24 protein-coding genes and 2 pseudogenes are annotated in these 23,280 nt (G+C 58.9%); 12 read left to right on the top strand and 14 right to left on the bottom strand.

Annotation, left to right across the window (positions count from 1 at the left end; all coding sequences use genetic code 11):
* Window positions 1-3: 3 nt before the first annotated feature.
* From nusB to nrdR, 6 genes are all read right to left on the bottom strand, one after another.
* Window positions 4-501 carry a transcription antitermination factor NusB gene (gene nusB / locus RGM3321_RS14130; protein ID WP_002555426.1) on the bottom strand — a complete coding sequence of 166 codons (498 nt, stop codon included), beginning with the start codon at window positions 499-501 and terminating at the stop codon, window positions 4-6.
* Window positions 498-974 carry a 6,7-dimethyl-8-ribityllumazine synthase gene (ribE, locus tag RGM3321_RS14125; protein ID WP_002555427.1) on the bottom strand — a complete coding sequence of 159 codons (477 nt, stop codon included), beginning with the start codon at window positions 972-974 and terminating at the stop codon, window positions 498-500. Before ribE ends, nusB begins: the two co-directional genes overlap by 4 nt.
* 130 nt (window positions 975-1,104) lie before the next feature.
* Window positions 1,105-2,196, bottom strand: coding sequence for a bifunctional 3,4-dihydroxy-2-butanone-4-phosphate synthase/GTP cyclohydrolase II (ribBA, locus tag RGM3321_RS14120; protein WP_005745957.1), 1,092 nt, complete (start codon window positions 2,194-2,196; stop codon window positions 1,105-1,107).
* A 16-nt stretch (window positions 2,197-2,212) separates the two neighbouring features.
* Entirely contained in the window at window positions 2,213-2,875 is a 663-nt protein-coding gene (locus RGM3321_RS14115) for a riboflavin synthase (protein ID WP_002555429.1), read from the bottom strand.
* A 47-nt stretch (window positions 2,876-2,922) separates the two neighbouring features.
* Complete coding sequence (gene ribD, locus RGM3321_RS14110) at window positions 2,923-4,023, bottom strand: bifunctional diaminohydroxyphosphoribosylaminopyrimidine deaminase/5-amino-6-(5-phosphoribosylamino)uracil reductase RibD (protein ID WP_244393676.1); 1,101 nt, start codon at window positions 4,021-4,023, stop codon at window positions 2,923-2,925.
* A gap of 41 nt (window positions 4,024-4,064) precedes the next feature.
* Window positions 4,065-4,529, bottom strand: a complete 465-nt coding sequence (nrdR, locus tag RGM3321_RS14105; RefSeq protein WP_002555431.1) for a transcriptional regulator NrdR — start codon at window positions 4,527-4,529, stop codon at window positions 4,065-4,067.
* 176 nt (window positions 4,530-4,705) lie between these two features.
* On the opposite strand from nrdR, the gene RGM3321_RS14100 reads away from it, so the two are divergent.
* From RGM3321_RS14100 to trxA, 3 genes are all read left to right on the top strand, one after another.
* Complete coding sequence (locus RGM3321_RS14100) at window positions 4,706-5,155, top strand: hypothetical protein (RefSeq protein WP_244393570.1); 450 nt, start codon at window positions 4,706-4,708, stop codon at window positions 5,153-5,155.
* Window positions 5,152-5,805 carry a 50S ribosomal protein L11 methyltransferase gene (locus tag RGM3321_RS14095; protein WP_244393569.1) on the top strand — a complete coding sequence of 218 codons (654 nt, stop codon included), beginning with the start codon at window positions 5,152-5,154 and terminating at the stop codon, window positions 5,803-5,805. Before RGM3321_RS14100 ends, RGM3321_RS14095 begins: the two co-directional genes overlap by 4 nt.
* A gap of 288 nt (window positions 5,806-6,093) precedes the next feature.
* Entirely contained in the window at window positions 6,094-6,966 is an 873-nt protein-coding gene (gene trxA, locus RGM3321_RS14090; protein ID WP_058402664.1) for a thioredoxin, read from the top strand.
* A 59-nt stretch (window positions 6,967-7,025) separates the two neighbouring features.
* On the opposite strand, the gene RGM3321_RS14085 is transcribed toward trxA, so the two are convergent.
* Both RGM3321_RS14085 and RGM3321_RS14080 read right to left on the bottom strand, forming a co-directional pair.
* Entirely contained in the window at window positions 7,026-7,379 is a 354-nt protein-coding gene (locus RGM3321_RS14085; protein WP_244393568.1) for a hypothetical protein, read from the bottom strand.
* Between the two features lie 61 nt (window positions 7,380-7,440).
* Entirely contained in the window at window positions 7,441-7,863 is a 423-nt protein-coding gene (locus tag RGM3321_RS14080; protein ID WP_244393567.1) for a nuclear transport factor 2 family protein, read from the bottom strand.
* Window positions 7,864-8,143: 280 nt separating this feature from the next.
* On the opposite strand from RGM3321_RS14080, the gene RGM3321_RS14075 reads away from it, so the two are divergent.
* The 5 genes from RGM3321_RS14075 to RGM3321_RS14055 all read left to right on the top strand — a co-directional run bounded on the left by RGM3321_RS14075 (window position 8,144) and on the right by RGM3321_RS14055 (window position 12,101).
* The gene (locus RGM3321_RS14075) at window positions 8,144-8,731 is read left to right on the top strand and encodes a DUF2796 domain-containing protein (protein WP_244393566.1); all 588 of its coding nucleotides are present in this window, start codon (window positions 8,144-8,146) and stop codon (window positions 8,729-8,731) included.
* 69 nt (window positions 8,732-8,800) lie between these two features.
* On the top strand, window positions 8,801-9,511 hold the full coding sequence (locus RGM3321_RS14070) for an ABC transporter ATP-binding protein (protein ID WP_244393565.1): 711 nt from the start codon (window positions 8,801-8,803) through the stop codon (window positions 9,509-9,511).
* Window position 9,512: 1 nt separating this feature from the next.
* Window positions 9,513-10,778: an ABC transporter permease gene (locus RGM3321_RS14065; protein WP_244393564.1), complete on the top strand. Its 1,266-nt coding sequence runs from the start codon at window positions 9,513-9,515 to the stop codon at window positions 10,776-10,778.
* An 8-nt stretch (window positions 10,779-10,786) separates the two neighbouring features.
* On the top strand, window positions 10,787-11,311 hold the full coding sequence (locus RGM3321_RS14060) for a DUF3299 domain-containing protein (protein WP_244393563.1): 525 nt from the start codon (window positions 10,787-10,789) through the stop codon (window positions 11,309-11,311).
* A 103-nt stretch (window positions 11,312-11,414) separates the two neighbouring features.
* Entirely contained in the window at window positions 11,415-12,101 is a 687-nt protein-coding gene (locus tag RGM3321_RS14055) for an OmpW family outer membrane protein (RefSeq protein ID WP_244393562.1), read from the top strand.
* A 264-nt stretch (window positions 12,102-12,365) separates the two neighbouring features.
* On the opposite strand, the gene RGM3321_RS14050 is transcribed toward RGM3321_RS14055, so the two are convergent.
* The 3 genes from RGM3321_RS14050 to RGM3321_RS14040 all read right to left on the bottom strand — a co-directional run bounded on the left by RGM3321_RS14050 (window position 12,366) and on the right by RGM3321_RS14040 (window position 16,629).
* The gene (locus RGM3321_RS14050) at window positions 12,366-13,295 is read right to left on the bottom strand and encodes an NAD-dependent epimerase/dehydratase family protein (RefSeq protein ID WP_244393561.1); all 930 of its coding nucleotides are present in this window, start codon (window positions 13,293-13,295) and stop codon (window positions 12,366-12,368) included.
* Window positions 13,288-14,172 carry a sugar nucleotide-binding protein gene (locus RGM3321_RS14045; RefSeq protein WP_058402671.1) on the bottom strand — a complete coding sequence of 295 codons (885 nt, stop codon included), beginning with the start codon at window positions 14,170-14,172 and terminating at the stop codon, window positions 13,288-13,290. Before RGM3321_RS14045 ends, RGM3321_RS14050 begins: the two co-directional genes overlap by 8 nt.
* Window positions 14,173-14,325: 153 nt before the next feature.
* Complete coding sequence (locus RGM3321_RS14040; RefSeq protein ID WP_244393560.1) at window positions 14,326-16,629, bottom strand: mechanosensitive ion channel domain-containing protein; 2,304 nt, start codon at window positions 16,627-16,629, stop codon at window positions 14,326-14,328.
* Window positions 16,630-16,906: 277 nt separating this feature from the next.
* On the opposite strand from RGM3321_RS14040, the gene RGM3321_RS14035 reads away from it, so the two are divergent.
* A complete protein-coding gene (locus RGM3321_RS14035) occupies window positions 16,907-17,725 on the top strand; it encodes an alpha/beta hydrolase (RefSeq protein WP_244393559.1) in 819 nt (272 codons plus the stop codon).
* Window positions 17,726-17,774: 49 nt separating this feature from the next.
* On the opposite strand, the gene RGM3321_RS14030 is transcribed toward RGM3321_RS14035, so the two are convergent.
* Window positions 17,775-18,623, bottom strand: coding sequence for an ureidoglycolate lyase (locus RGM3321_RS14030; RefSeq protein ID WP_058408629.1), 849 nt, complete (start codon window positions 18,621-18,623; stop codon window positions 17,775-17,777).
* 413 nt (window positions 18,624-19,036) lie between these two features.
* Between RGM3321_RS14030 and RGM3321_RS14025 the strand changes: the two genes are divergently transcribed.
* From RGM3321_RS14025 to RGM3321_RS14015, 3 genes and pseudogenes are all read left to right on the top strand, one after another.
* The gene (locus tag RGM3321_RS14025) at window positions 19,037-21,343 is read left to right on the top strand and encodes a TonB-dependent receptor (protein WP_244393558.1); all 2,307 of its coding nucleotides are present in this window, start codon (window positions 19,037-19,039) and stop codon (window positions 21,341-21,343) included.
* 222 nt (window positions 21,344-21,565) lie between these two features.
* Entirely contained in the window at window positions 21,566-21,805 is a 240-nt protein-coding gene (locus RGM3321_RS14020; protein ID WP_003317071.1) for a hypothetical protein, read from the top strand.
* Window positions 21,806-21,886: 81 nt separating this feature from the next.
* Window positions 21,887-22,426 (top strand): annotated as a pseudogene (locus tag RGM3321_RS14015) (hypothetical protein); the annotation flags it as partial.
* 141 nt (window positions 22,427-22,567) lie between these two features.
* Here RGM3321_RS14015 and RGM3321_RS14010 read toward each other — a convergent pair.
* Together RGM3321_RS14010 and RGM3321_RS14005 are read right to left on the bottom strand one after the other, a co-directional pair.
* Complete coding sequence (locus tag RGM3321_RS14010; RefSeq protein ID WP_244393557.1) at window positions 22,568-22,879, bottom strand: cupin; 312 nt, start codon at window positions 22,877-22,879, stop codon at window positions 22,568-22,570.
* 11 nt (window positions 22,880-22,890) lie between these two features.
* Window positions 22,891-23,160: pseudogene (locus RGM3321_RS14005) on the bottom strand (EAL domain-containing protein); the annotation flags it as partial.
* Window positions 23,161-23,280: the final 120 nt, after the last annotated feature.

The following is a 23,280-nucleotide window of genomic DNA, read 5'->3' as shown; positions in this document are numbered from 1 at the left end:
GAATCAGCGCTTGTGGGCCTTCACTTCGACTTCACGCAGGCGCGGTGCCAGCTTGTCCAGCACACCATTGACGAACTTGTGGCCGTCAGTAGAACCGTAGACTTTGGCCAGCTCGATGCCTTCGTTGATCACAACGCGGTAAGGCACGTCGATGCGCTTGAGCAGCTCGAAGGTCGACAGGCGCAGGACGGCCAGTTCAACCGGGTCGAGTTCTTCGATGGTCAGGTCGAGGCAAGGCGAGAGCGCGGTGTCGATCTCGGTCTTGTTGGTGGCCACACCGTGTAGCAGTTCACGGAAGTAGGCGCCGTCGACATTGCTGAAATCGTTGTCTACACGAAACTGTGCTTCGATCTCGTTCAACGCATGGCCAGCCATGTGCCACTGATAAAGGGCCTGAGTAGCCATCTGCCGCGCTTCGCGACGTTTGGCACTTTTGCCCTTGGCAGCTTCCGGCGATTTGGCGTCGCGCGGGTTGAACTGGTCGGTATCGTCGGAAATCACTTGGCCTCCAGCTGCGACAGCAGGCTTACCATTTCAATGGCGGACAGGGCAGCTTCAGCGCCCTTGTTACCGGCCTTGGTGCCGGAACGCTCGATGGCCTGCTCGATGGAGTCGACGGTCAGTACGCCGAAAGCGACCGGAACGCCGAACTCCATGGAAACCTGAGACAAGCCTTTGACACACTCGCCTGCAACGTATTCGAAGTGCGGAGTGCCGCCACGGATCACCGCGCCCAGCGCGACGATGGCCGCGAATTCGCTGCGCTGGGCAACTTTCTGTACAACCAGTGGAATTTCGAACGCACCCGGCGCACGGATGATGGTGATGTCGCTTTCGCTGACACCGTGGCGTACCAGCGCATCAACGGCACCGCTAACCAGGCTTTCCACGACGAAGCTGTTGAAACGGCCCACTACCAAGGCATAGCGGCCTTGTGGGGCGATGAAGGTACCTTCGATGGTCTTCAAGGTCATTCGGTGAGTCTCGTATTAAAGAGCAAGCCCGCCTTGGGGCGGACTTTGAGGGATATTAGGCCACGAATCGCAACTGTCAGGCCAAAAGCTGCGAAAAAACCGTCTTTCGCACGCCCCGACCTGCCGGTATTTATTCGGAGGGCACGTATTCTACAACTTCCAGATCGAAACCGGATATCGCATTGAACTTCATCGGTGAACTCATCAGGCGCATTTTGCGCACGCCAAGGTCACGAAGGATCTGCGAACCGGCACCCACCGTGCTGTAAGTGGTCGGCGTCTTGATCGGTTGCTGCCCTGCCGTTTCGCGGATATGTGCCAGCAATACATCGCCATCCAAGGGGTGACCAAGCAACAGCACAACACCGCTGCCCGCCTCGCTAACCGCACGCATAGCGGCGCGCAGGCTCCAGCGGCCGGGCTGTTTGACCATCAGCAGGTCGCGCAACGGGTCCATGTTATGAACGCGCACGAGGGTTGGTTCTTCTGCGCAGATCTTGCCCAGGGTCAGCGCCAGATGCACATCACCCTCGACCGAATCGCGGTAGGTCACCAGGTTGAAACTGCCCAGCTCGCTGTCCATCGGCTGCTCGGCAATCCGCTGAACGGTACGTTCATGGATCATCCGGTAGTGAATCAGGTCGGCAATGGTGCCGATCTTGATGTCGTGTTGCCGGGCAAACTCTTCAAGTTCGGCGCGACGCGACATGGTGCCGTCGTCATTCATGACTTCGCAGATCAGCCCAGTCGGCTCGAAGCCGGCCATGCGCGCCAGGTCGCAGGCCGCTTCGGTATGACCGGCGCGAGCCAGAGTGCCACCGGCCTGAGCCATCAGCGGGAAGATGTGCCCAGGGCTGACGATGTCTTCGGCTTTGGCTTCTTTGGCGGCGGCGGCCTGAACGGTGCGCGCCCTGTCGGCTGCGGAGATACCGGTGGTCACGCCTTCCGCGGCTTCAATGGAAACGGTGAACTTGGTGCCGAAGCCGGAGCCGTTACGCGGTGCCATCAGCGGCAGTTTGAGGGTTTCACAGCGCTCGCGGGTCATCGGCATGCAGATCAGGCCACGGGCGAAACGCGCCATGAAGTTGATGTGCTCGGGCTGCACGCATTCGGCGGCCATGATCAGGTCGCCTTCGTTCTCACGGTCTTCGTCATCCATGAGGATGACCATCTTGCCCTGGCGAATGTCTTCAACCAGTTCTTCGATAGTATTGAGCGCCACGCGGCACCCCCTTGATTCAGGATTTGAGGTAGCCGTTCTCGGCCAGAAAGCTTTCGGTGATCGTGCCGTGGCCAGGCTCGGCGGCCTTGTCGCCCAGCAGCAGGCGCTCCAGGTAACGTGCCAGCAGGTCTACTTCCAGGTTGACCTTACGGCCAGGCTGGTAGTCGGCCATGATGGTTTCGCTGAGGGTGTGCGGCACGATGGTCAGTTCGAACTCGGCGCCATTGACCGAGTTGACCGTCAGGCTGGTGCCGTCGACCGTGATCGAACCTTTATGGGCGATGTATTTGGCCAGCTCACGCGGGGCACGCACCGTAAACTGAATGGCGCGGGCGTTATCGGCACGGGAAACAATTTCGCCCACGCCGTCGACATGGCCGCTGACCAGATGACCGCCCAGACGCGTGGTCGGGGTCAGGGCCTTTTCCAGGTTGACCCGGCTGCCGCTCTTCAAATCGACGAAGGCAGTCACGGTCAGGGTTTCACGGCTGACGTCAGCCCAGAAGCCGTCGCCGGGCAATTCGACGGCGGTCAGGCATACGCCATTGACGGCAATGCTGTCGCCGAGCTTGACGTCGCTCAGGTCGAGCTTGCCGGTTTCCACGTGAACGCGGACGTCGCCGCCCTTTGGAGTCAGGGCGCGGATGCTGCCGATGGATTCGATAATGCCGGTAAACATGGGTCCTCCGGGAGAACAAGGGCTGCGCGCAAGGCGAAAGCCGGGAATTATACGCCGGGTGCGCGCACAGGGAGAGCGATGACTCGCCAGTCATTACCGACGGCACGCATTTCCACGATGTTCAGCTCCAGCGCTTCGCTCATCTGCGCCAGCGGCAGGTCGAGCAGAGGCCGGGCCGATGAGCCGAGAAACTTGCCGGCAATGAATATCTGAAACTCGTCGACCAGCCCGAGACGCGCAAAGGCACCCGCCAGCCGCGGACCGGCTTCGACCAGCACTTCATTGACGCCACGCGTAGCCAGTTCGCCCATCAACTTGCGCAGGTCGACGTGACCGGCACTGTCAGCCAGTGCCAGCATTTCGTGGCCTTCTTCCTGATAGCGACCTCGCGCAGACGCCGCAGCACAGGTCACGACCAGCGCACTGCCCGCCTGAAAGAACGGTGCGTCCAGCGGCACGCGCAGACGACCGTCAATCAATACCCGCAGGGGCGGACGCGCAGCGGCCAGCGCAGTCAATTCTGCATTGAGCCCCAACTCATCGGGGCGCACGGTGAGGCGGGCCTTGTCGGCCAGCACCGTATCGGCACCGGTCAGCACTACGCTCGACTGCGCGCGCAAACGCTGAACGGCGGAACGTGCCTCAGGCCCGGTGATCCACTGGCTTTCGCCGCTGGCCATAGCGGTTCGGCCATCCAGGCTCATGGCCATCTTGACGCGTATGTAGGGCTGCCCGGTTTCCATGCGCTTGAGAAAGCCTTTGTTCAGCGCTCGCGCTTCGCTTTCCAGCACGCCGCATTGAACGCCGATGCCGGCATTCATCAGGCGTAACAGGCCACGACCGGACACTTCAGGGTTGGGGTCCTGCATGGCCGCGACGACCCGCGCCAGCCCGGCGTTGACCAGCGCTTCGGCACAGGGCGGCGTGCGCCCCTGATGGCTGCACGGCTCAAGGGTGACGTAGGCAGTCGCGCCTCTGGCACGTTCGCCAGCCTGGCGTAAGGCATGCACTTCGGCATGCGGCTCGCCAGCCCGGACATGCCAGCCCTCGCCGACGATCTGGCCGTCACGCACAATTACGCAGCCTACGCGTGGGTTGGGATGCGTGGAGTAGAGCCCGTTACGCGCCAGCTCCAGCGCACGCGCCATATAATGAACGTCGAGAGCCGCCTGTTCAGTCAGCAATGCACTTATTCCTTACCCGGCTCGCGGGCCAGACGGTCGATTTCTTCACGAAATTCGTTGAGGTCCTGAAAGCGGCGGTACACCGAGGCGAAACGGATGTAGGCCACTTCATCGAGCTTTTGCAGCTCGGCCATGACCAGTTCGCCAACCACCAGCGATTTGACTTCGCGCTCGCCGGTCGCTCGCAGCTTGTGCTTGATGTGCACCAGTGCCGCCTCAAGGCGCTCGACACTCACCGGACGCTTTTCAAGCGCACGTTGCATACCGGCACGCAGTTTTTCTTCATCGAAAGGCTGACGACTGCCATCCTGTTTGATCAGACGCGGCAAAACCAGCTCGGCAGTTTCGAACGTCGTGAAGCGCTCGCCGCAGGCCAGACATTCGCGTCGGCGGCGTACTTGCTCGCCTTCGGCGACGAGGCGGGAGTCGATGACTTTGGTGTCATTGGCACCGCAGAAGGGACAGTGCATGGTGGCTGGCAACGAAAGAATGAGGAGCGCCATGTTAGCGCATCCTGCTGGCAAGACAAGGCTGAGGGTTTACGGTATATAGACGCGCATTAAAGCGATGTGAAATTGCCTGCGCTCGGTAATACTGCATGCATGGCGTCACTCAGCCTTTCGATTTTTGTCTTGTGGAGCTCTTGATGACGTTACGCCCCGTTATTCTACTCGGTCTCATTGGCTTGCTGGCCGCGTGCAGCAGCAATGACGCGCCAAAACCGGCTGCGGCACCGCCTGTCGCCCCGGCAATCAAAGTGCCTGCCGGGCCCGGCCCGCTGCAACCGTACCAACGTGAACTCAGCGGGCAACTGCTCGGCGTACCGGCCGGGGCCGAGGTCGAACTGGCGATGCTGGTGATCGACGAGCGCGGCCGTCCACAGAAGCTGCTGACCAACACCTTGCTGAAGGGCTACGGCCAGTCATTGCCCTTCCAGTTGCGCTTCAACCCGGAAGCCTTTCCGGTAGGCGGGCGTGTCGAACTGCGCGGCCGCGCCAGTCAGTCGGGGCAATTGATACTGCACCTGCCGTCGATGCGCATCGACCAGCCCACCACTCAGGCACTGGGGCAATTGCAATTCGTCAAGGCGCCATGATTGCTCCGCGACACCTTCAAGACGCGCTGAGCGAACTGCTCGGCGACGCCCGGCTGGTTGTCACAACGCTGCCGGGCACTGAGCTGAAACTGTGGCTGATCGACGATGCCAACATGGACCGTGCCTTCAGTCCGGATGAAACGCGCCGTATTCTGGAAGAGCCACCGTACTGGAGCTTCTGCTGGGCCAGCGGCCTGGCCCTGGCGCGCTTTCTGGCCGAAAACCCGCACTGGGTTGAAGGCAAGCGGGTACTGGATTTCGGTGCTGGTTCGGGTGTGGCAGGTATTGCTGCGCTCAGGGCCGGAGCACTTGAAGTGGTGGCCTGTGATCTCGACCCGTTGGCGATCGCTGCCTGCCGGGCCAATGCCGAACTCAACCAGGTGCAGTTGAGCTACTCGACGGATTTTTTCGCCGAAGTGGATCGTTTTGATCTGATTCTGGTTGCCGACGTGCTGTACGACCGCGCCAACCTGCCACTGCTGGATCAATTTCTGTCCCGGGGCCGCGAAGCGCTGGTGGCAGACTCTCGCGTGCGCGACTTCAAGCACGCGGCTTACCAGCGTCTGACGATGCTGCATGCGCACACCCTGCCGGACCTGGCCGAACCCCATGAGTTTCGGGATGTGAGTGTGTATCACACGACGCGGTGAGCGCTAAATAACAGCCCAGAATCGCTCAGCTAAACGGTTTCTGTAGAAGCGAACTTGTTCGCGAAGACGGTTGTTCGAACGATAAATTTCCAGAGAATTTTCCGTTCGTTTCGCGAACAAGCGAAGCGTCGCCCGGTTCGCTCCCACGGCCTTCGGCCAGAATCAAAAGCAGATGTGTGGATAGCGCTGAGCATGCGGGGCAAGGATGATGCCCCACCGCCGACACCGCTTTCAGCATTGCCCTGCGGGCTTTATAGTTGGCGGCATTCAGATTCTTCGAGACGTGCAATGAGCCAGGAAACTGCTTACATCTTCGACGCAACCGCCGCGAACTTTGATCAACTGGTGATCGACAAATCGTTCGACCAGCCTGTACTGGTCGATTTCTGGGCAGAGTGGTGTGCGCCCTGCAAGGTATTGATGCCCCTGCTGCAGCAAATCACAGAGAGTTATCAGGGCGAATTGCTGCTGGCCAAGGTCAATTGCGACATAGAGCAGGATATTGTTGCGCGCTTCGGTATCCGCAGCCTGCCGACCGTTGTGCTGTTCAAGGACGGCCAGCCGGTTGATGGTTTTGCCGGTGCTCAGCCTGAATCGGAAATCCGCAAGATTCTCGAACAACATGTCGTCATGCCGCCTCCTCCGGCCGCCGATCCATTCAAGCAGGCGCAAGAGCTGTTTGCAGAAAGCCGTTTTGCCGAAGCCGAAGCACAGCTCAAGGTGTTGCTGGGCGAAGACAACACCAATGCCGCAGCGCTGATTCTGTATGCGCGCTGCCTGGCAGAACGTGGCGAACTGAGCGAGGCAAAGGCGGTGCTGGATGCCGTCACCGGTGATGCACACAAAGCCGAGCTGGCGGGTGCCAAGGCGCAACTGACGTTCCTGGCACAAGCGGCCACCCTGCCGGATGTGGCCGAACTGAAAAGCCGTCTGGCGCAAAATCCTCAGGATGACGAAGCGGTGCATCAACTGGCGATTCAGCAATTGTCGCGTCAACAGTACGAAGCCGCGCTGGATGGCCTACTCAAACTGTTCATTCGCAATCGCAATTATGCCGAGGGCCTGCCGCACAAGACGCTGCTGCAAGTGTTCGACCTGCTGGGCAATGAGCATCCACTGGTGACTGCATACCGTCGCAAGCTGTTCGCCGCGCTGTATTAAGGCAGCTTGCCACCGGCACCGCACCGGTGCCGGTGGCTGAATAACCAGGTCAGATCAGATCACGTCGCGTCGACCCAGCTGTACAGCGGCGCATCCCCGCCGCTCTCGACCTTCACGCTCGCAGAGTGACGCAAGCGCACCAGCAAATGCTTGCCTGCCGCAGTGCTGCCGGCCAGCCCCTCCAGTTGCCCCAGCAGATCCGGCCCGCTCATCTGCCCGGCCTTTTGCAACAACTCCTGCGCCACCTGCCACAGCCTGTCGTCCTGGTTGAGCGGCTTGCTCTCTACCACGTCGGCCGATACGTCGGGAGGTGCGGCCTTGAACTGCGCGCCCAGTTGCGCCCAGTCGCCTTCGTCCAGTTCAAGGGTCAAATCCACCGGCCACTGGCCTACGGTTCCACGAATACGCAACATGATGTGTACCTGCTGACAGTCAGGCGTACATGCTCCCACAGGCTGGCGCGCATGCCCATGATCAACCGTAACGCCAATGGCTGATGACCGGCTCTTTACCGTTCATGAAGTTGCCAAGCGCCCGCACGTCATAGACATTTTCCCAATGCTCGACAATTCTGCCATCACGAAACCGCCACAGGCCGCAAAACGGCATGATGATCTTCCGGCCCTCGCAAGTGGCGCGCATTTCCCCCAGCACCGAGCCATAGTGCTCGTTGGCAATGATATCGTGGACATCCATATACAGGGTCTGACGTGTGCGCCTGAGCAGATTGATCTCGTGGGAAAGCACTGCGTCCTTGCCAATGGCTATGGACAAGCCACCACCAGCGCCCTGATCGGCTTTGTGCAGCACAATGTCAGCGTCGGCGAATTCGGTAATTCGTGTTGGATCCTTGTACACCGCACGCAGAATTTCTCTATTCGGATGGAGCTTGTTCATGAGTATCTTCCCTGATGTCACACTCGGCTGGCGATGAAAACCCTCCCGGCGCATCCGGCGCAGGTACGGCGATTTTCACTCTCCAGAGTAGGAGCTGATGACGCGAAGGCTGAGACTACTTCAGCATAAGCACGGGCTGGGGTATTCCAGATAACACCCTCAGGTAACGTCCCATGGAGACCAGATCGTCCAGCGCCTGAACAAAAACCCGTCCACGCACACCGGCACTTGTTATAAGATCACATAACAAATTTTCTCAATATTTCCCCCGGAGTCCGCTATGCGCCGTTTGCTACTCGCCTTGCCTTTCGCCCTGTTGCCACTCGTAGCTGCCCAAGCAGCCGAAGTACATGACCATGATCACGGCGATGAACACGGCAGTCTGGGTGCCCACGAGCATGGCGTCGGACGTCTGGATGTGGTGCTGGAAGGCAAGACGCTGGAGTTTGAATTCGACAGCCCGGCCATGAACATCGTCGGTTTCGAGCACGTTGCGACCTCGGATGAAGACAAAGCCAAAGTCGCCAAGGCGCGCGAGTTGCTACTCAAGCCAAACGCGCTGTTCAGCATCGCCGATGCCGCCAACTGCTCGGCCACCTCGGTGAAACTGGAAAGCCCGCTGTTCGGCGACAAGGATGACGATCACGATGAGCACGCCAAGGGCGGCGATGCCGATCATCACGAGCACAGTGAAATCCACGGCCACTACAAGTTCGTCTGTGACGCACCGGCCGTTCTGAAGAAGCTCGACCTGTCGCAAATCTTCAAAACCTTTCCCGACACCAAGAAGCTTCAGGTACAACTGATCTCGCCAGGCGGCCAATCGGGCGCTGAAGTGATCGCAGCCAACCCGACGCTGAAATTCTGATCGCACTCTGCGGTACAACGACCGGGCCTGGCCCGGTCTTTTAATATCCAACCAAGCGTGAGTCAGCCCATGACCCAAGCACTGATCGACCTGTCGGACCTGCGCTTCAACTGGCCCGGCCACCCGCAACTGCTGGACATCCCCGAGTTCCGCCTGCAAAGCGGCGAAACCCTGTTCCTCAAAGGCCCCAGCGGTAGCGGTAAAACCACGCTACTGGGCCTGCTGGGCGGAGTGCAGAAACCGGTCAGCGGCAGCATTCGCTTGTTGAACCAGGACCTGTCGGCCCTCTCTTCGGCCGCGCGTGATCGCTTTCGCGTCGATCACACCGGCTACATCTTTCAGCAGTTCAACCTGCTGCCGTTTTTGTCGGTGCGGGAAAACATCGAACTGCCCTGCCACTTTTCCAGCGTGCGTGCCGAGCGTGCCAGGCAACGCCACGGCAGCGTCGAGAAAGCGACCACCACCCTGCTCGCCCACCTGGGCCTGAAAGACCCGGCGATGCTGACACGACGTGCCGACTCACTGTCCATCGGCCAGCAGCAACGCGTGGCCGCGGCCCGCGCGCTGATCGGTCAACCTGAACTGGTGATTGCCGACGAGCCCACTTCAGCGCTGGACACCGACTCTCGAGAAGCGTTCATTCGCCTGCTGTTCGCCGAGTGCCGCGAGGCCGGGGCCAGCCTGCTGTTTGTCAGTCATGACCAGAGCCTGGCACCGCTGTTTGATCGCAATCTGTCGCTCAGCGACCTGAATCGCGCCGCCGTCGCCGTGGAGATTTGAGATGTATCTGTTTCGTCTGGCCATGGCCAGCCTGGCCAACCGCCGTTTCACCGCGTTTCTCACTGCATTCGCCATTGCGCTGTCGGTGTGCCTGTTACTGGCCGTAGAGCGGGTGCGCACCGAAGCCCGCTCCAGCTTCGCCAGCACCATCAGCGGCACCGACCTGATCGTCGGCGCACGTTCCGGCTCGATCAACCTGTTGCTGTATTCGGTATTTCGCATCGGCAACGCCACCAACAATATTCGCTGGGACAGCTTTGAGCATTTTGCCCAGAGCAAACAGGTCAAATGGGCTATCCCGGTTTCGCTGGGCGACTCCCATCGTGGCTATCGGGTGATGGGCACCAACGAAGCATATTTCGAGCATTATCAGTTCGGTCGCCAACAGCATCTGGAAATGGCCGAAGGACGTGAATTCAAGACCGATCCCTTTGAGGTAGTGCTGGGCTCGGAGGTCGCCAAGGCGCTGCATTATAAATTGGGCGACAAGCTGGTATTGGCGCACGGTGTCGCGGCGATCAGCCTGGTCAAGCATGACGACAAGCCGTTCACCGTGGTCGGCATACTCAAGACGACCGGTACACCGGTGGACCGCACGCTGCATATCAGCCTGGGTGGCATGGAAGCCATTCATATCGACTGGCACAACGGTGCACCGGCACGAGGCAACGAGCGTATCTCTGCCGATCAGGCACGCAATATGGACCTGACGCCGACTGCTATCACCGCCTTCATGCTGGGTTTGAACAGCAAGATTTCAACCTTCAGCCTGCAACGCGAAATCAACGAATACCGTGGCGAGCCCATGCTGGCGATTCTGCCCGGCGTGGCGCTGCAAGAGCTGTGGAGCCTCATGGGCACCGCGGAAAAGGCACTGTTCGTGATTTCGCTGTTCGTGGTGCTGACCGGACTGATCGGCATGCTGACCGCGATTCTCACCAGCCTCAATGAACGACGCAGGGAAATGGCCATCCTGCGCTCGGTCGGCGCACGGCCCTGGCATATCGCAAGCCTGCTTATACTCGAAGCCTTCGCCCTGGCACTTGCGGGCGTCATCAGCGGCCTTGCACTGCTCTATATCGGCATCTTCGTGGCCCGCGACTACGTGCTCGACAACTACGGTCTGTACCTGTCGTCTATGCCACCTGGCCAATATGAATGGACCCTGCTCGGTGCCATTCTCGGTTGCGCGCTGTTGATGGGAACCGTGCCAGCCTGGCGAGCCTACAGGCAGTCACTGGCCGATGGACTGTCGATTCGTTTATGAGGACCTTCATGATGCGGCGCATGCTACTCACTCTGCTGCTCTCGGTTTCCACTCAACTGTGGGCCGCCGAGCCGCGTGAACTGACCTGGAATGACATGATTCCACCCGATGCACCCGTGGTGAAGCCGGTAACGGCTCCGATACACGATATGTCCAAGCTGTCCGATGCACTGGCCATGGAGGCAGCGCCTGCGGCCCATCAACTGGCTCCGCATGCGCCAGTGGTCAAGGCACTGGATGGCAAGCTGGTACGTTTACCGGGCTACATCGTGCCACTCGAGGTCAGTGAGGAAGGCAGAGTGACGGAGTTTTTGCTGGTGCCGTATTTCGGTGCCTGCATCCATGTGCCGCCGCCGCCAGCGAACCAGATCGTGCATGTCACGAGTGAGCTGGGTGTGAAGGTCGATGAGCTGTATCAGCCGTACTGGATCGAAGGACCGATGCAGGCCAGATCGTCTACCAGCGAACTGGCAGAAGCGGGTTATCAGATGCAGGCAGACAAGATATTTGTCTACGAGTTGCCGGATTCATAAGGATGACGAGGTTCCCAGCGATTTCATTGAGCTGAGTCAAAGTCGCCGCTCGACAGCGCTTTAACATTATGCCCATAAATTTTGACTGATCTCTGGAGCCTCCATGAACAAGCACTTGCTACGCGCGTCTGTTGCCGCGCTTGCCATCGCCGCCCCGGTCGCGGCACATGCCTACGAGCCTGGCGACTTCATCGTTCGCGCCGGTGTTGCGCACGTACAGCCCAATGAAGACAGCGGCGAAGTCCGTCTGGACGGTGCCAAGGTCTCCGGCACCAAAGCCACTGTCGATGGCGAAAACCAGCTTGGTCTGACCTTCGCTTACATGCTGACCCAGCATGTCGGTATCGAGCTGCTGGCTGCGACACCGTTCAGCCACACCGTTTCAGTAAAAGGCCTGGGCCCAGGCCTGGACGGCAAGCTGGCTGATATAAAGCAACTGCCGCCGACACTGTCGTTGCAGTACTATCCGATGGAGCCTTCGTCGAAATTCCAGCCGTATGCGGGCGTGGGTATCAACTACACCACCTTCTTCGATACCGACCTGACCGGCAACCGCAAGGATCAGGGTTTCAGCAACCTCAAGCTCAAGGACTCGGTTGGTCTGGCCGCTCAGTTGGGCATGGACTACATGATCACTGACAACGTACTGGTCAACGCCTCGGTCTGGTACGTCGACATCGATACCAAAGCGACTGTGGACGGCCCGTCAGCCCTGGCCGTTGGCAAGACCAAGGTCGATGTGGACATCGACCCGTGGGTATACATGGTGGGCGTGGGTTACAAGTTCTGACCTGAACGTCTCAAGCGTCACAAACACAAAGGCACCCTCAGCGGGTGCCTTTGTGTTTTGTAGACCTGATGATCTCGTACCAACTCCATGACGAAGTAATGCCGCGCTTTTTGCAGGAGCGGGCTGGTCCGAAGGCAGTTACATTCGATGCACTTTCTGCGCCTGCAATATCGTCTTCGCGAACAAGTTCGCTCCTACAGGTGCTCACAGGCTTTTGTAGGAGCGAACTTGTTCGCGAATAGGCAGTTACATTCGATGTAGGGCTCACTGCCCCATCAACAACTCAAGCCCACGCACCAGCGGCGTTGGCTCGTCGAGGGTGAAGTGTTCCAGCAGGCGCTGGTTGCTGGCGCGGGAATGTTTGATATCGCCCGAGCGCGGCGCCTGGTAGGTGACTTCCGGCTGTTTGCCGACAACCTGCGAAAGCGCAGCCAGCAGTTCGTTGAGCGACGTGGTCTTGTTCAGGCCGACGTTGATCGCGCCTTCGATGGCGCTTTCCCGTGACAGGGCCTGTAGCAACAGCTTGAGCAGGTCGCCCACGTAGAAGAAATCGCGCGTTTGCTCGCCGTCGCCAAAGACGCTGATCGGCAGGCCTTTCTGGATGCGTTCGGCAAAGATGCTGATCACGCCCGAATACGGCGACGACGGATCCTGGCGCGGGCCGAAGATGTTGAAGAAGCGAAAGATCACCGGCTCCAGACCATGCTGACGGCGGTAGAAGTCCAGGTAGAACTCGCTGGCCAGCTTGTCCGATGCGTAAGGAGTCAGTGGTGCTTTGGTGGTGTCTTCGGTGATCGCTTCGCCTTCGCCGTTGTTACCGTATACCGCAGCACTGGACGCGAAGATCACGCGTTTGATACCCGCTTCGCGCATGGCCTCACAGACATTCAGTGTGCCGATGAAGTTGCTTTGATGAGTGCGCACCGGGTCGTCAACTGACGCCTGAACCGAGGCCACCGCCGCCAGATGCACGACGGCCTTACAGCCTTGCGCAGCGCGTTTGACCAGCTCGACATCGGCTACGTCGCCTTCGATCAGTTCAACGCGCGGGTTGTCGAGCGGCAAATTGCTGCGCTTGCCTGCCGAGAGGTTATCGAGGATGCGCACGCAATGCCCGTCGGCAAGCAATGCATCGGTCAGGTGCGAGCCGATGAAGCCGGCACCTCCAGTAATCAGAACAGGGGCGTCAGACATGTCGATAATACCGGTCCAGCAGGCTTGGCAAGCCGGCCCGCCAGGCGCGGGGCTTGATGCCGAAAGTGTGGAGAATTTTCTTGCAGGCCAGCACCGCGTGCTGCGGTTCCTCGGCTGCATCGGGGCGTGCGGCGTGAGCCTGTGCGGTGGGCGATTCAATGGCCAGCGGGTGCAGAAGACGCGCTTCGGTGAGCACCGCCTGACCCAGCGCCAGTGGCGTGGTCGCTTCGTGTCCGGCGTAGTGGTACGTGCCCCACAGCGGCGCTTCGCAATCGAGTTGCTTGACGATTGAAATAATCACCCGCGCCGCATCATCGATCGGCGTCGGGTTGCCGCGTCGATCATCGGCCAGCAGCAGCTCTCCGGGTTCTTTGGCGCGCGAAAGAAAGCGGCCAAGCACGCCATCGGCGCTGTCATCCAGCAACCAGCCAAAACGCACAAGCACATGTTGCGGGCAGGTGGCACGCACGCTTTGCTCGATACGCCACAGCGCCTGACCGCGCAGACCCAAGGGCACTGGCTCATCTTTTTCGCTGTAGGCAGTCGCGCGCGAGCCATCGAACACACGATAACTGGAAGGTTGGACCAGCGTGATGTTGTGGTGCTGACACAGTTCGGCCAGACGCTCGACAGAGCGCTCCTGATGGGTCAGGCGCGCTGCGCTCACGGTCTCCGCCTGAAACCAGTCGAAGTAGTAAGCAAGGTTTATCAGGGCATCGGGGCGGGTGTCATCAAGCAGTTGCGTGAGGCTCGCCACGTCCCAGCCGTCTTGCGGTGGACGTGGTGCGAGGAAACCAATGTCTTCCTCGGCACCCAGACGAATCAGCGCCTGCCCGAGGGCATTCCCGCCGCCCAACAGCATAAGGCGCATTCGCATAGAGTCAGCAGGCTCGGTATCAGATAATCAAACGAACAATTGAAAAACGCCTGCAAACATAACACGTTGCCTGCCAACCCCCAACAGTTGCGCAGCCTGGCGGGTCAATGACGCCGCCACAATGCGTTGCAGCGTCTCATCCAGCCCCATTAATTACTGAGCTGCCGGCCCTGGCGGGCTGTTGCCCTTGGGCAGACCAAGCGGTGCAGGTGCCGGTGCAGAAGGTGTCGCAGCAGCAGGGTCCGAGGGCGCAGGAGGCCCCTCGGCTTCAACGCCAGCCTGCGGGTTGTTGAAGCCCGGCCCCATGACCATCTGTGGATAAGTCTGCGCGAAACGCACGTTCGGGTTTTTATCCACAAGGCGCTTGAGGCGCTCGTTGAAGGCGCGCCCCACTGCGTACTGCCCGCCGGAAGAGGTGCGGAATTGCGCGGTCAACACCATGCCGTTGAGGTTCATGCTGTCGACGCCGAACACCTCCAGCGGTCCTTGCAGGTTGTGCTTGAGCAGAATGTCATCGCTGATCGACTGCCCGGTTTCGCGGATCAGCGCCAGCGCATCATCAATATCCGAGTCGTAAGTGAACTGCACCGAGAAGAAGGCATACGCGAACTGCCGTGACTGGTTGGTGACCGCCTTGATCTGCCCGAACGGCACGGAATGGACAAAACCCTTGCCGTCACGCAGGCGCACGGTACGAATGGTCAGGCTTTCCACCGAACCGGAATGGCCGGTACTGAGTACCACCCAGTCGCCCACCGAGAAGGTGTCTTCGATGATGATGAACAGACCGGTGATCACATCCTGCACCAGCTGTTGCGAACCGAAACCGATGGCCAGACCGACAACCCCGGCACCCGCCAGCAACGGCGCAACGTTGATGCCCAGGTTGGCCATGGTGGTAATCGCGCAGATCACCACCAGAATGATTTTCACCGCGTTGCGCAGCAGCGGCAGAATGGTCTTGATTCGTGTACTCGGCTGGCGGCCACTGCGATGATTGGCCGGCGGTTTGAGGGCTTCCTGAATGGCCGTGTCGAGCACTACCCACAGCAGCCAGGTGACCACAAATATCAGGCCGATGCTGCTCAGCGAATCGCTGATCACACGCCCCAGCGTATTGCGCTGGGCGAACTCGAACATCGAGAAACCCCAGATACGCCCCAGTATCTCGATGAACCCGATGGCCAGCGCAATGCGCAACACCGCGTACACCAGGCTCAACAGACGAGCCTTGTACACATGCCCGCCGCGCCCCATGGATTCTGTCGGTTTGAACAGGTGCTGGAACACCGTGCTCAGAAACACCGTGGCAATCAGCAGAATGGTGGTGAACAGCGCGCAACGCAGTGCTTGCTGACTGTCTTCACCGGCTCCGATCAAGTTGATCGCCGAGACCAGAATCATCAGCAGGATCGGCAAGTGCCACAGGTTGGAGAAGATTTTCAGCGACTGCTGCAGCGCTGGCCGTTGCAGGCGGCTGCTCAATGAACGGTTACGAATCAGATGCGCCACCGGGCGGCGTACTTTGATGATCAGCATGCAGAACACTACCGAAGCAAACAGCCCGGCGAACACTGCAACGCTGGTGGTGACGTTGCTGCCCAACTGGCGGGCGATCTGCGGACTGGTCAGTGCATCGCTCAGCGCCGCCAGAAAACCGACCACAAACAGTGGCCTCGGCGCGTAGCGGCGAATCATGCGTACCGCGGCGCGCTTGTGCCCGGCGTTGAACATCACAATCACACAGAGCAGCACCGAGGTCGACACGATGCCGCTGCTGGTCGCATAGGCAAAGCACAGCGCCAGCGCACGGCCGACCGAAGAAGGCATGAAGTGGCTGACGTAGAGAGTCAATGGCAGACAGACGATGGCTGGCAAGGTGAACGGCAACACGTATTTAAGCAGCGCCTGACTGCGCTCGCGCACCCGCATGAACGGCGTCCGGCACAAGCGCACCGCGAGGAAACGGCCCAGCGTGGTCAGGACGGCAAACGAGCCGATCCAGACAAAGGACAGCGCGAGAAAGTCCCCGACGACGCTCCATGGCGAACGCGTAGTGCGCTTGTTGACCAGTTTCTCCAGTTCGTCGGCTGCACGGTCGGCGCGCAATCGCCAGGCGTCGAACAGGTTGTCGTCGAGGTTGAGCTTTTCCTGGACGTCATCAATGCTGGAACTGATGGCTCCGAGCAACCCGCCCTGTACCAGAAGCTCGGGCGGTTCGGCTGCCGCTGGGTCCCCGGCGTCTGCCGGTTTCGCGTCCGTTTTGTCATCCGCTTTCGCTGCAGGTTTGTCAGCTGCCTTGCTATCGGCTTTGGCGTCGGCTTTTTCAGCGGCCTTGTCGTCGGCCGGCACCGCAGCGCCCATTGGTAACGCAGGTACATCGGCTGCCTGAAGATTGAAACTGCCTGCGAATAGCAGCAGACCCGAAAGGATCAAGATTTTCAGCTGAGACGCCACGCAGTTCTCTCCTTCAATGGACAAATAAAACCATGTACCGACCAAAGCGCACTTTGATCCCAAGGAACTGATTCCCGTATGCCCGGCAAGTTCGGTTGCAGCAGGGAAATACGATGAGCCGATGTTTCAAAAAATTGCGTCAGGGCAGTGCACTCAGTCTTCCCGACTGAACTATGCAAAGGGCCGGCTGCCGGAATTATCGGGAGCTGCCGAAGGCGTGCATCAGCCTGTTCGCCGCGACGCTTGCCCGATCAACCCGACATCGAGAGGAATCTGCATGAGCACGTTCAACGCAAAAGATGGCACCGAGATCTATTACAAGGACTGGGGCACTGGCAAGCCGGTACTGTTCAGCCACGGCTGGCCGCTGGATGCGGACATGTGGGAATACCAGATGGAATACCTCAGCAGCCGGGGCTATCGCACCATTGCCTTCGACCGCCGCGGCTTCGGTCGCTCCAGCCAGCCGTGGACCGGTTATGACTACGACACCTTCGCTGACGATATCGCCGAGCTGATCGAACACCTCGATCTGCGCGAAGTGACGCTGGTAGGCTTCTCGATGGGCGGCGGCGATGTGACGCGCTATATCGCAAAATATGGTAGCGAGCGGGTTGCCAAACTGGCCTTGCTGGGCTCGGTCACACCGTTTTTCCTCAAGACTGACGACAATCCGGAAGGCGTCGACAAATCAGTGTTCGATGGCATCAAGGAGGGTCTGCTCAAGGACCGCGCGCAATTCATCAGTGATTTCGCCACGCCCTTCTACGGTCTGAACAAAGGCCAGAAGGTTTCCGAGGGCGTACAGACCCAGACCTTGAACATCGCCCTGCTCGCCTCGCTCAAAGGCACGCTGGATTGCGTGACTGCATTCTCCGCAACGGACTTCCGTGCGGACATGGCGAAAATCGATGTGCCGACCCTGGTCATTCATGGCGATGGCGATCAAGTTGTGCCATTTGAAGCATCAGGCAAGCGCGCCGCCGAGCTGATCAAGGGTGCCGAGTTGAAGGTCTATTCCGGCGCGCCGCACGGTTTTGCCGTGACCCATGCCGATACACTCAACAAAGACCTGCTGACGTTCGTGCAGGGCTGATTTTTTTGTGTAACAGGGAGCCGATTACCGACTCCCAGCAGGCAGCGAATCAGTCGGCCTGAACGGTCAGCTGATTCTGCTCGCCCAGCCCCGCAATCCCCAGACGCATGCGCTGCCCTGCGCGCAGGAAGACCGGCTCTGGCTTGACGCCGAGGCCCACACCCGGCGGCGTACCCGTGGAGATGACATCACCCGGTTGCAGGCTCATGCAACGGCTCAAGTAGGCGATCAGTTGCGGCACGCTGAAAATCAGCGTGCGTGTATTACCATTCTGATAACGATGACCGTCGACCTCCAGCCACAGGTCGAGGGAGTGAGGGTCGGCAACCTCGTCGCGAGTCACCAGCCAAGGGCCTATCGGGCCGAAGGTATCAAAGCCTTTACCCTTGTCCCAGGTTCCGCCGCGCTCAAGCTGCCACTCGCGCTCAGACACATCGTTGACCACGCAGTAACCGGCAACGTGCTCCATGGCAACGGCTTCGTCGATATAACGCCCGCCCTTGCCGATGATCACGCCCAGCTCGACTTCCCAGTCAGTCTTGAGCGAACCGCGAGGAATTTCGACGTTATCGTCCGGACCGCAAATTGCGCTGGTCCACTTGTTGAATATGATGGGCTCCTTGGGCACTTCCATCCGCGATTCGGCTGCGTGGTCGGCGTAGTTCAGGCCTATGCAGATAAACTTGCCGACCTGCCCGACGCACGCCCCGATGCGCGGGCGGCCCGCAACCAGAGGCAGGCTTTCGGGATCAAGCGCAGCCAGGCTGGCGAGACCTGCCGGGCTCAACACCTCGCCAGCGATGTCCGTGACATGTGCGGACAGATCGCGGATCTGGTAGGCAGCATCAAGCAGACCTGGCTTTTCCTGACCCTTTTCACCGTAACGAAGCAATTTCATCGAGTTCTCCCGTTTCTGTCCAAGGTGCAAAACGCGGATTCAGAGGGTGACGCCCTGTTGCCCGGCCTTCGCGACAATACGTATTCACGATTGGGCTGACCCCACTGAATCTGGACAGATAGCATCGCAACGGACGCCTTGCCTAATGAAATTTACGCCCACTGCCCAGCACGCCGGTTGGCATTGACCGGCAGAAAAATCGGGATAACGCGCTACTGGTCATAATTAATACACACAATGAGTATTAATATCACCCCCAGTTCAAACGAGCCCTTTCGTTGAAACGAGCGCCCCTCGAAAACACGACGGACTCGTACGCCTTCAAGGGCTGGCTGAACTCATTTCAACGCTAATACGTCCTGCAGATTCCCCGTCGCAAGCGCGGCGCCCTGACGCCCCAGGAAAACCTTTTCATGAACAATCGATCGATACCGCGTGCTTCTCGATTCCCGATAACGCGCCTTGCGCTGCTGGTTTCATTGAATTCACTGTGCCTGATCAGCCCGTTCATTCAGGCCGACGACGATGTGCCCACCTCAGTGACGGCACCCGCCAGCGACGACACCGCTGCCATGACACTGGGCACGGTTTCGGTGATTGGCCAGGGCGAAACCCGGCAGGTGCAACGCGTCACGCAAAAGGACGAAGGCGCTTATTCCGCAGGTACCAGCCCATTGAAAGTTCTGCAGCGGCTACCGGGAGTCAACTTCCAGTCCGGCGATCCGTTGGGTCGTGAAGAAGGCAGCCAGCGCATCAGCCTGCGCGGTTTTGACATGCACCATCTGGGCTACACACTGGACGGCGTCACGCTTGGCAACATGAGCTTCGGCAACTTCAACGGTCTGAGCATCACCCGGGCGATCATCGCGGAAAACATCGCCGCCAGCGAAGTGGCTCCAGGCATCGGGTCACTGGGCACAGCATCGAACAGTGATCTGGGCGGCACCATCCAGTTCACCAGTTCCAATCCGGACAAGGAATTCGGCGCGCGACTGTCACAGACCCTGGGCAGTTACGACACCTCGCGCACTTTCATGCGCGTCGATACGGGCGAATACAACGGTCTGTCCGCTTATGTGTCGGGAGAAAAGTACGACGCCGATGCCTGGAAAGGCCACGACAACCCGCAAAAATCCGACGCTGTGAACGCCAAGGTCAATTACAACTTCGGCGAAAACCGCGTGAGCTTTTTCCACAGCACCTCGTCTCACGACGAGGCCAATCTGCCCAGTCTGTCGAAGAGCATCATCCAGCGTCTGGGCTACAACTGGAGTTACTACACGCCGGACTGGACCCGCGCGGTCAATGCAGCCAACGGCATCTATACCGGCGGCGTAACCAGCGCAAGCGATGCGACCTACAACGCCAGCAGCCTGCGCGACGACGAACTGGACATCCTCAGCGGCAATTTCTCGCTGACCGATGATCTAGTGCTGGACGCCACGGTCTATCACCACCATGACTCGGGCCGGGGCAATTCGTATTATCCGTTCATCTTTACCAGCGGCTCGACCACTGTCCCCAGCAACTCGATTCGCAGCACGGTATATGGCATTGATCGAACCGGCTTCCAGAGTTCACTGACCTACTTCCTGGGCCAGCATGAAATTCAGGGCGGGTTCTGGATTCAATCGAACAAGAACCACATCGCCCGTTACCTGTTCGATACCACCAATGCGACGCCGCAAAACCACATCGTCAAAACCAATGGCCTGAGGCAAGCGGCTACGGTACTGGACCAGAGCTACAACGACCTGACCCGACAGTTTTTCCTGCGCGACACCTACACCCTGCTCGATGACCGCCTCAAGCTTGAGTTCGGCGCAAAGAATACCGTCACCACCTCCACTGCCGAAGGCAAAGGCGGCGGTTATGCCAGCGGCTCGCTGGAAGCACGGGACAGGTTTTTGCCGCAAGTGGGCGCGACCTACAAACTCAATGACAGCGATGAAGTGTTCACGTCTTATTCGCAAAACATGGCGGCCTTTCCGAGTGGCGGTTACAGCCCGTTCTTCACCACGCAGACTGCAGTGGATGCGCAGAACGGCTTCAAGGACCTCAAACCCGAAACATCGAAAACCGCTGAACTGGGCGTGCGCCGCAGCACAAAGCTGTATTCGGCATCCGCGGCGGTCTACAACACCAAATTCGACAATCGCCTGGTGGCCATCACCAACTGCACCGGCATCGTCATCTGCCAGAACGGCGTCGCCAACGTCGGCTCCGTCACCAGTCGGGGCCTGGAACTGTCATTCGGCCTGACGCCAGGCGAGCACTGGCGCTGGTCCAACTCCATGTCCTACAACCACAGCATTTATGACGACGACTACGCCAGCGGCGGCAGCACCGTTCATGTGAAAGGCAAAACCGTCGTCGATACGCCCAAGCTGATGTATTCCAGCAACCTGGACTGGAATTGGGAACACTGGAATGCCGGCATGCAGGGCAACTACATCAGCAAGCGCTATTACACTTACACCAACGACTCCAGTGTCAGCGGCTACTGGGTAGCGAACGCCAACCTCGGCTACGACTTCGGCAAACTCGGTGCCATCAAAGACACCACCGTCTCGCTGAACATGGTCAACCTGTTCGACAAGCGTTACATCTCCACCCTTAACACCGACGCCAGCGCAGCGACCGACCCGGCAGGCAATTTGCAGATTCTGCAGGTGGGCACACCACGCAGTGCGTTTGTGACACTGGGCGCGAAGCTTTGATTGATGCTGACTGAAGGGGCGAAGGATCGCTCCATCCGCCACTTACATTGAATGACGCTGCGCGGCTTGCTTGGAGACAGGCTCTTGTGGGAGCCAACTTGCTCGCGAAGGCAACCTGCCAGTCGCATAATAAGCTTTGGCCCCACCTCCACGGCGACGAATAGCGCACCGTGCTGCATACTCCCAAGCACCTATAGCGCCTGACATTCATCCGGACACCCCATGACACCCAACGCAGAACTCTATAACCCCTCCACCGAATACGCCGACAAACTGATCTCGCGCATCGGACAAACCCCCTCATGGATCGCCAAACGCATTGGCGTGACTGACAAACGCATTCGCTACATTCTGGATGGGGAACGGACTGTCAAAGGCGAGACCACGCCGATTCAGATGACCTATACCGAGCAGTTCGCACTGGAGTGCCTTGTGGCAGAGGCTATAGCGCTGAGGATGTAGGGCCCGCAGGCCATCAAGCATTGCCCTTGAATCTGAGGTTCCTGATAATCACGCCCTCGCATAACTCAGGCAAGGAATGCAGTGAAAGGAAATCTAGTATTGGTGGCGTTGCTTGCACTGCTGATGCAAGGCTCTGGCGTGACCATGACGCGTTACGAGCCCAGCTTCGATAACGTCCAGAAGCTCAAGTAAACGCCTCCCCTTCTACCGATCCGTCAGACTCAAGTCAGCGCCGCGGCAGGTCAGGATTCACTGCAAGTGCGGGGTAATCCTGTCACATCCCCTAGCGGCAGCATCACGCAACACATCCAGGATGCCCTGACGGGTGAACTGGACCGCGCAGGGCTCATCGACCCGCAATCGCCGCGCCAGCTAAATGTGCTGGTTACGCAGAATGAACTGACCGCCGGGATGGGTACAGGCTCCGGCATAATCGCCGCGCGCTTCATCCTGCTTGACGGCGAGAAAGTTGAATATGACGCCACCAAGCAGGTCAGCAGTCAATGGAACAGCAGCTTTTTGGGTGCAATCGCTATCCCCAATGCTGCAAACGCCTATAACCCGTTAGTACGTGATTTGCTCAAGGCTTTATACAGCGACCCACTGTTTACTCAAGCGCTGAATCACAAAGGCCTCATACAGCAGCGCCGGAGGCCACCACTGTGCCATCAGCTAAAGATTCGTCAATAATCTTTAGGCTGGCGCAGGCGTGCCATACGCCATAAGCATGGATAGGTAATGACCAGCGATAGCCTGGTCAACTCAAACGCTGCCCTCACGTTCGATAACCAGAATCCGTGCTTCTCCACAAGGATGCGCAACATGTTCACATCCAGCACCTGCGAAAAACACGTCGCCAACCTCCAATCTAACGATGTGTTCGATGCCTGACTCGCGATAATGCATATCCACCGTTCCATCGAGAACGGCGAAAACTTCCTCACCATCGTTGATATGCCACTTATATGGCTTATCGGTCCAGTGGAGGCGTACAGTAGTTCCATCCATATTAGCTATGTCGTCAGCCCCCCAAGCTTGAGTGGCGGTGAAGTCTTTGCTACGAATAACTCTCATGATCGCGGTTCTCAAACAGGTATTTCCAACACTCTCAGACTACGTGACGATTTAATCATAGAAGCACACTCTTCACTGATGACGGGCTTACTAAACAGATAACCCTGCATTTGATCGCAGCCATACGTCACGAGCAGCGCTAACTGGTCGACTGTTTCGACACCTTCTGCAATGACTTTAAGACCCAATTCGTGCGCCAATACGATGACTGCCCTGGTAATAGCGGCGTCCTCATGATTGCTCGTTATATCTTTTATGAACGCCCTGTCGATTTTTAGGGAAACTCTGAAGAAGACCTCTAAGTTTGGCAGAATACCTGATCTCCACCGCCGAGACGCCTGATGAAGCAGATGACCTTCGCCGACGCCGAGTACGCTGGCAAACGCAAGCAAACCCGTAAA

This window comes from Pseudomonas sp. RGM 3321, from assembly GCF_022836805.1.
Taxonomy (GTDB): Bacteria; Pseudomonadota; Gammaproteobacteria; order Pseudomonadales; family Pseudomonadaceae; genus Aquipseudomonas.
Note: the sequence above shows the minus strand (reverse complement) of the source record. Positions and strands in the feature narration are given on the sequence as shown.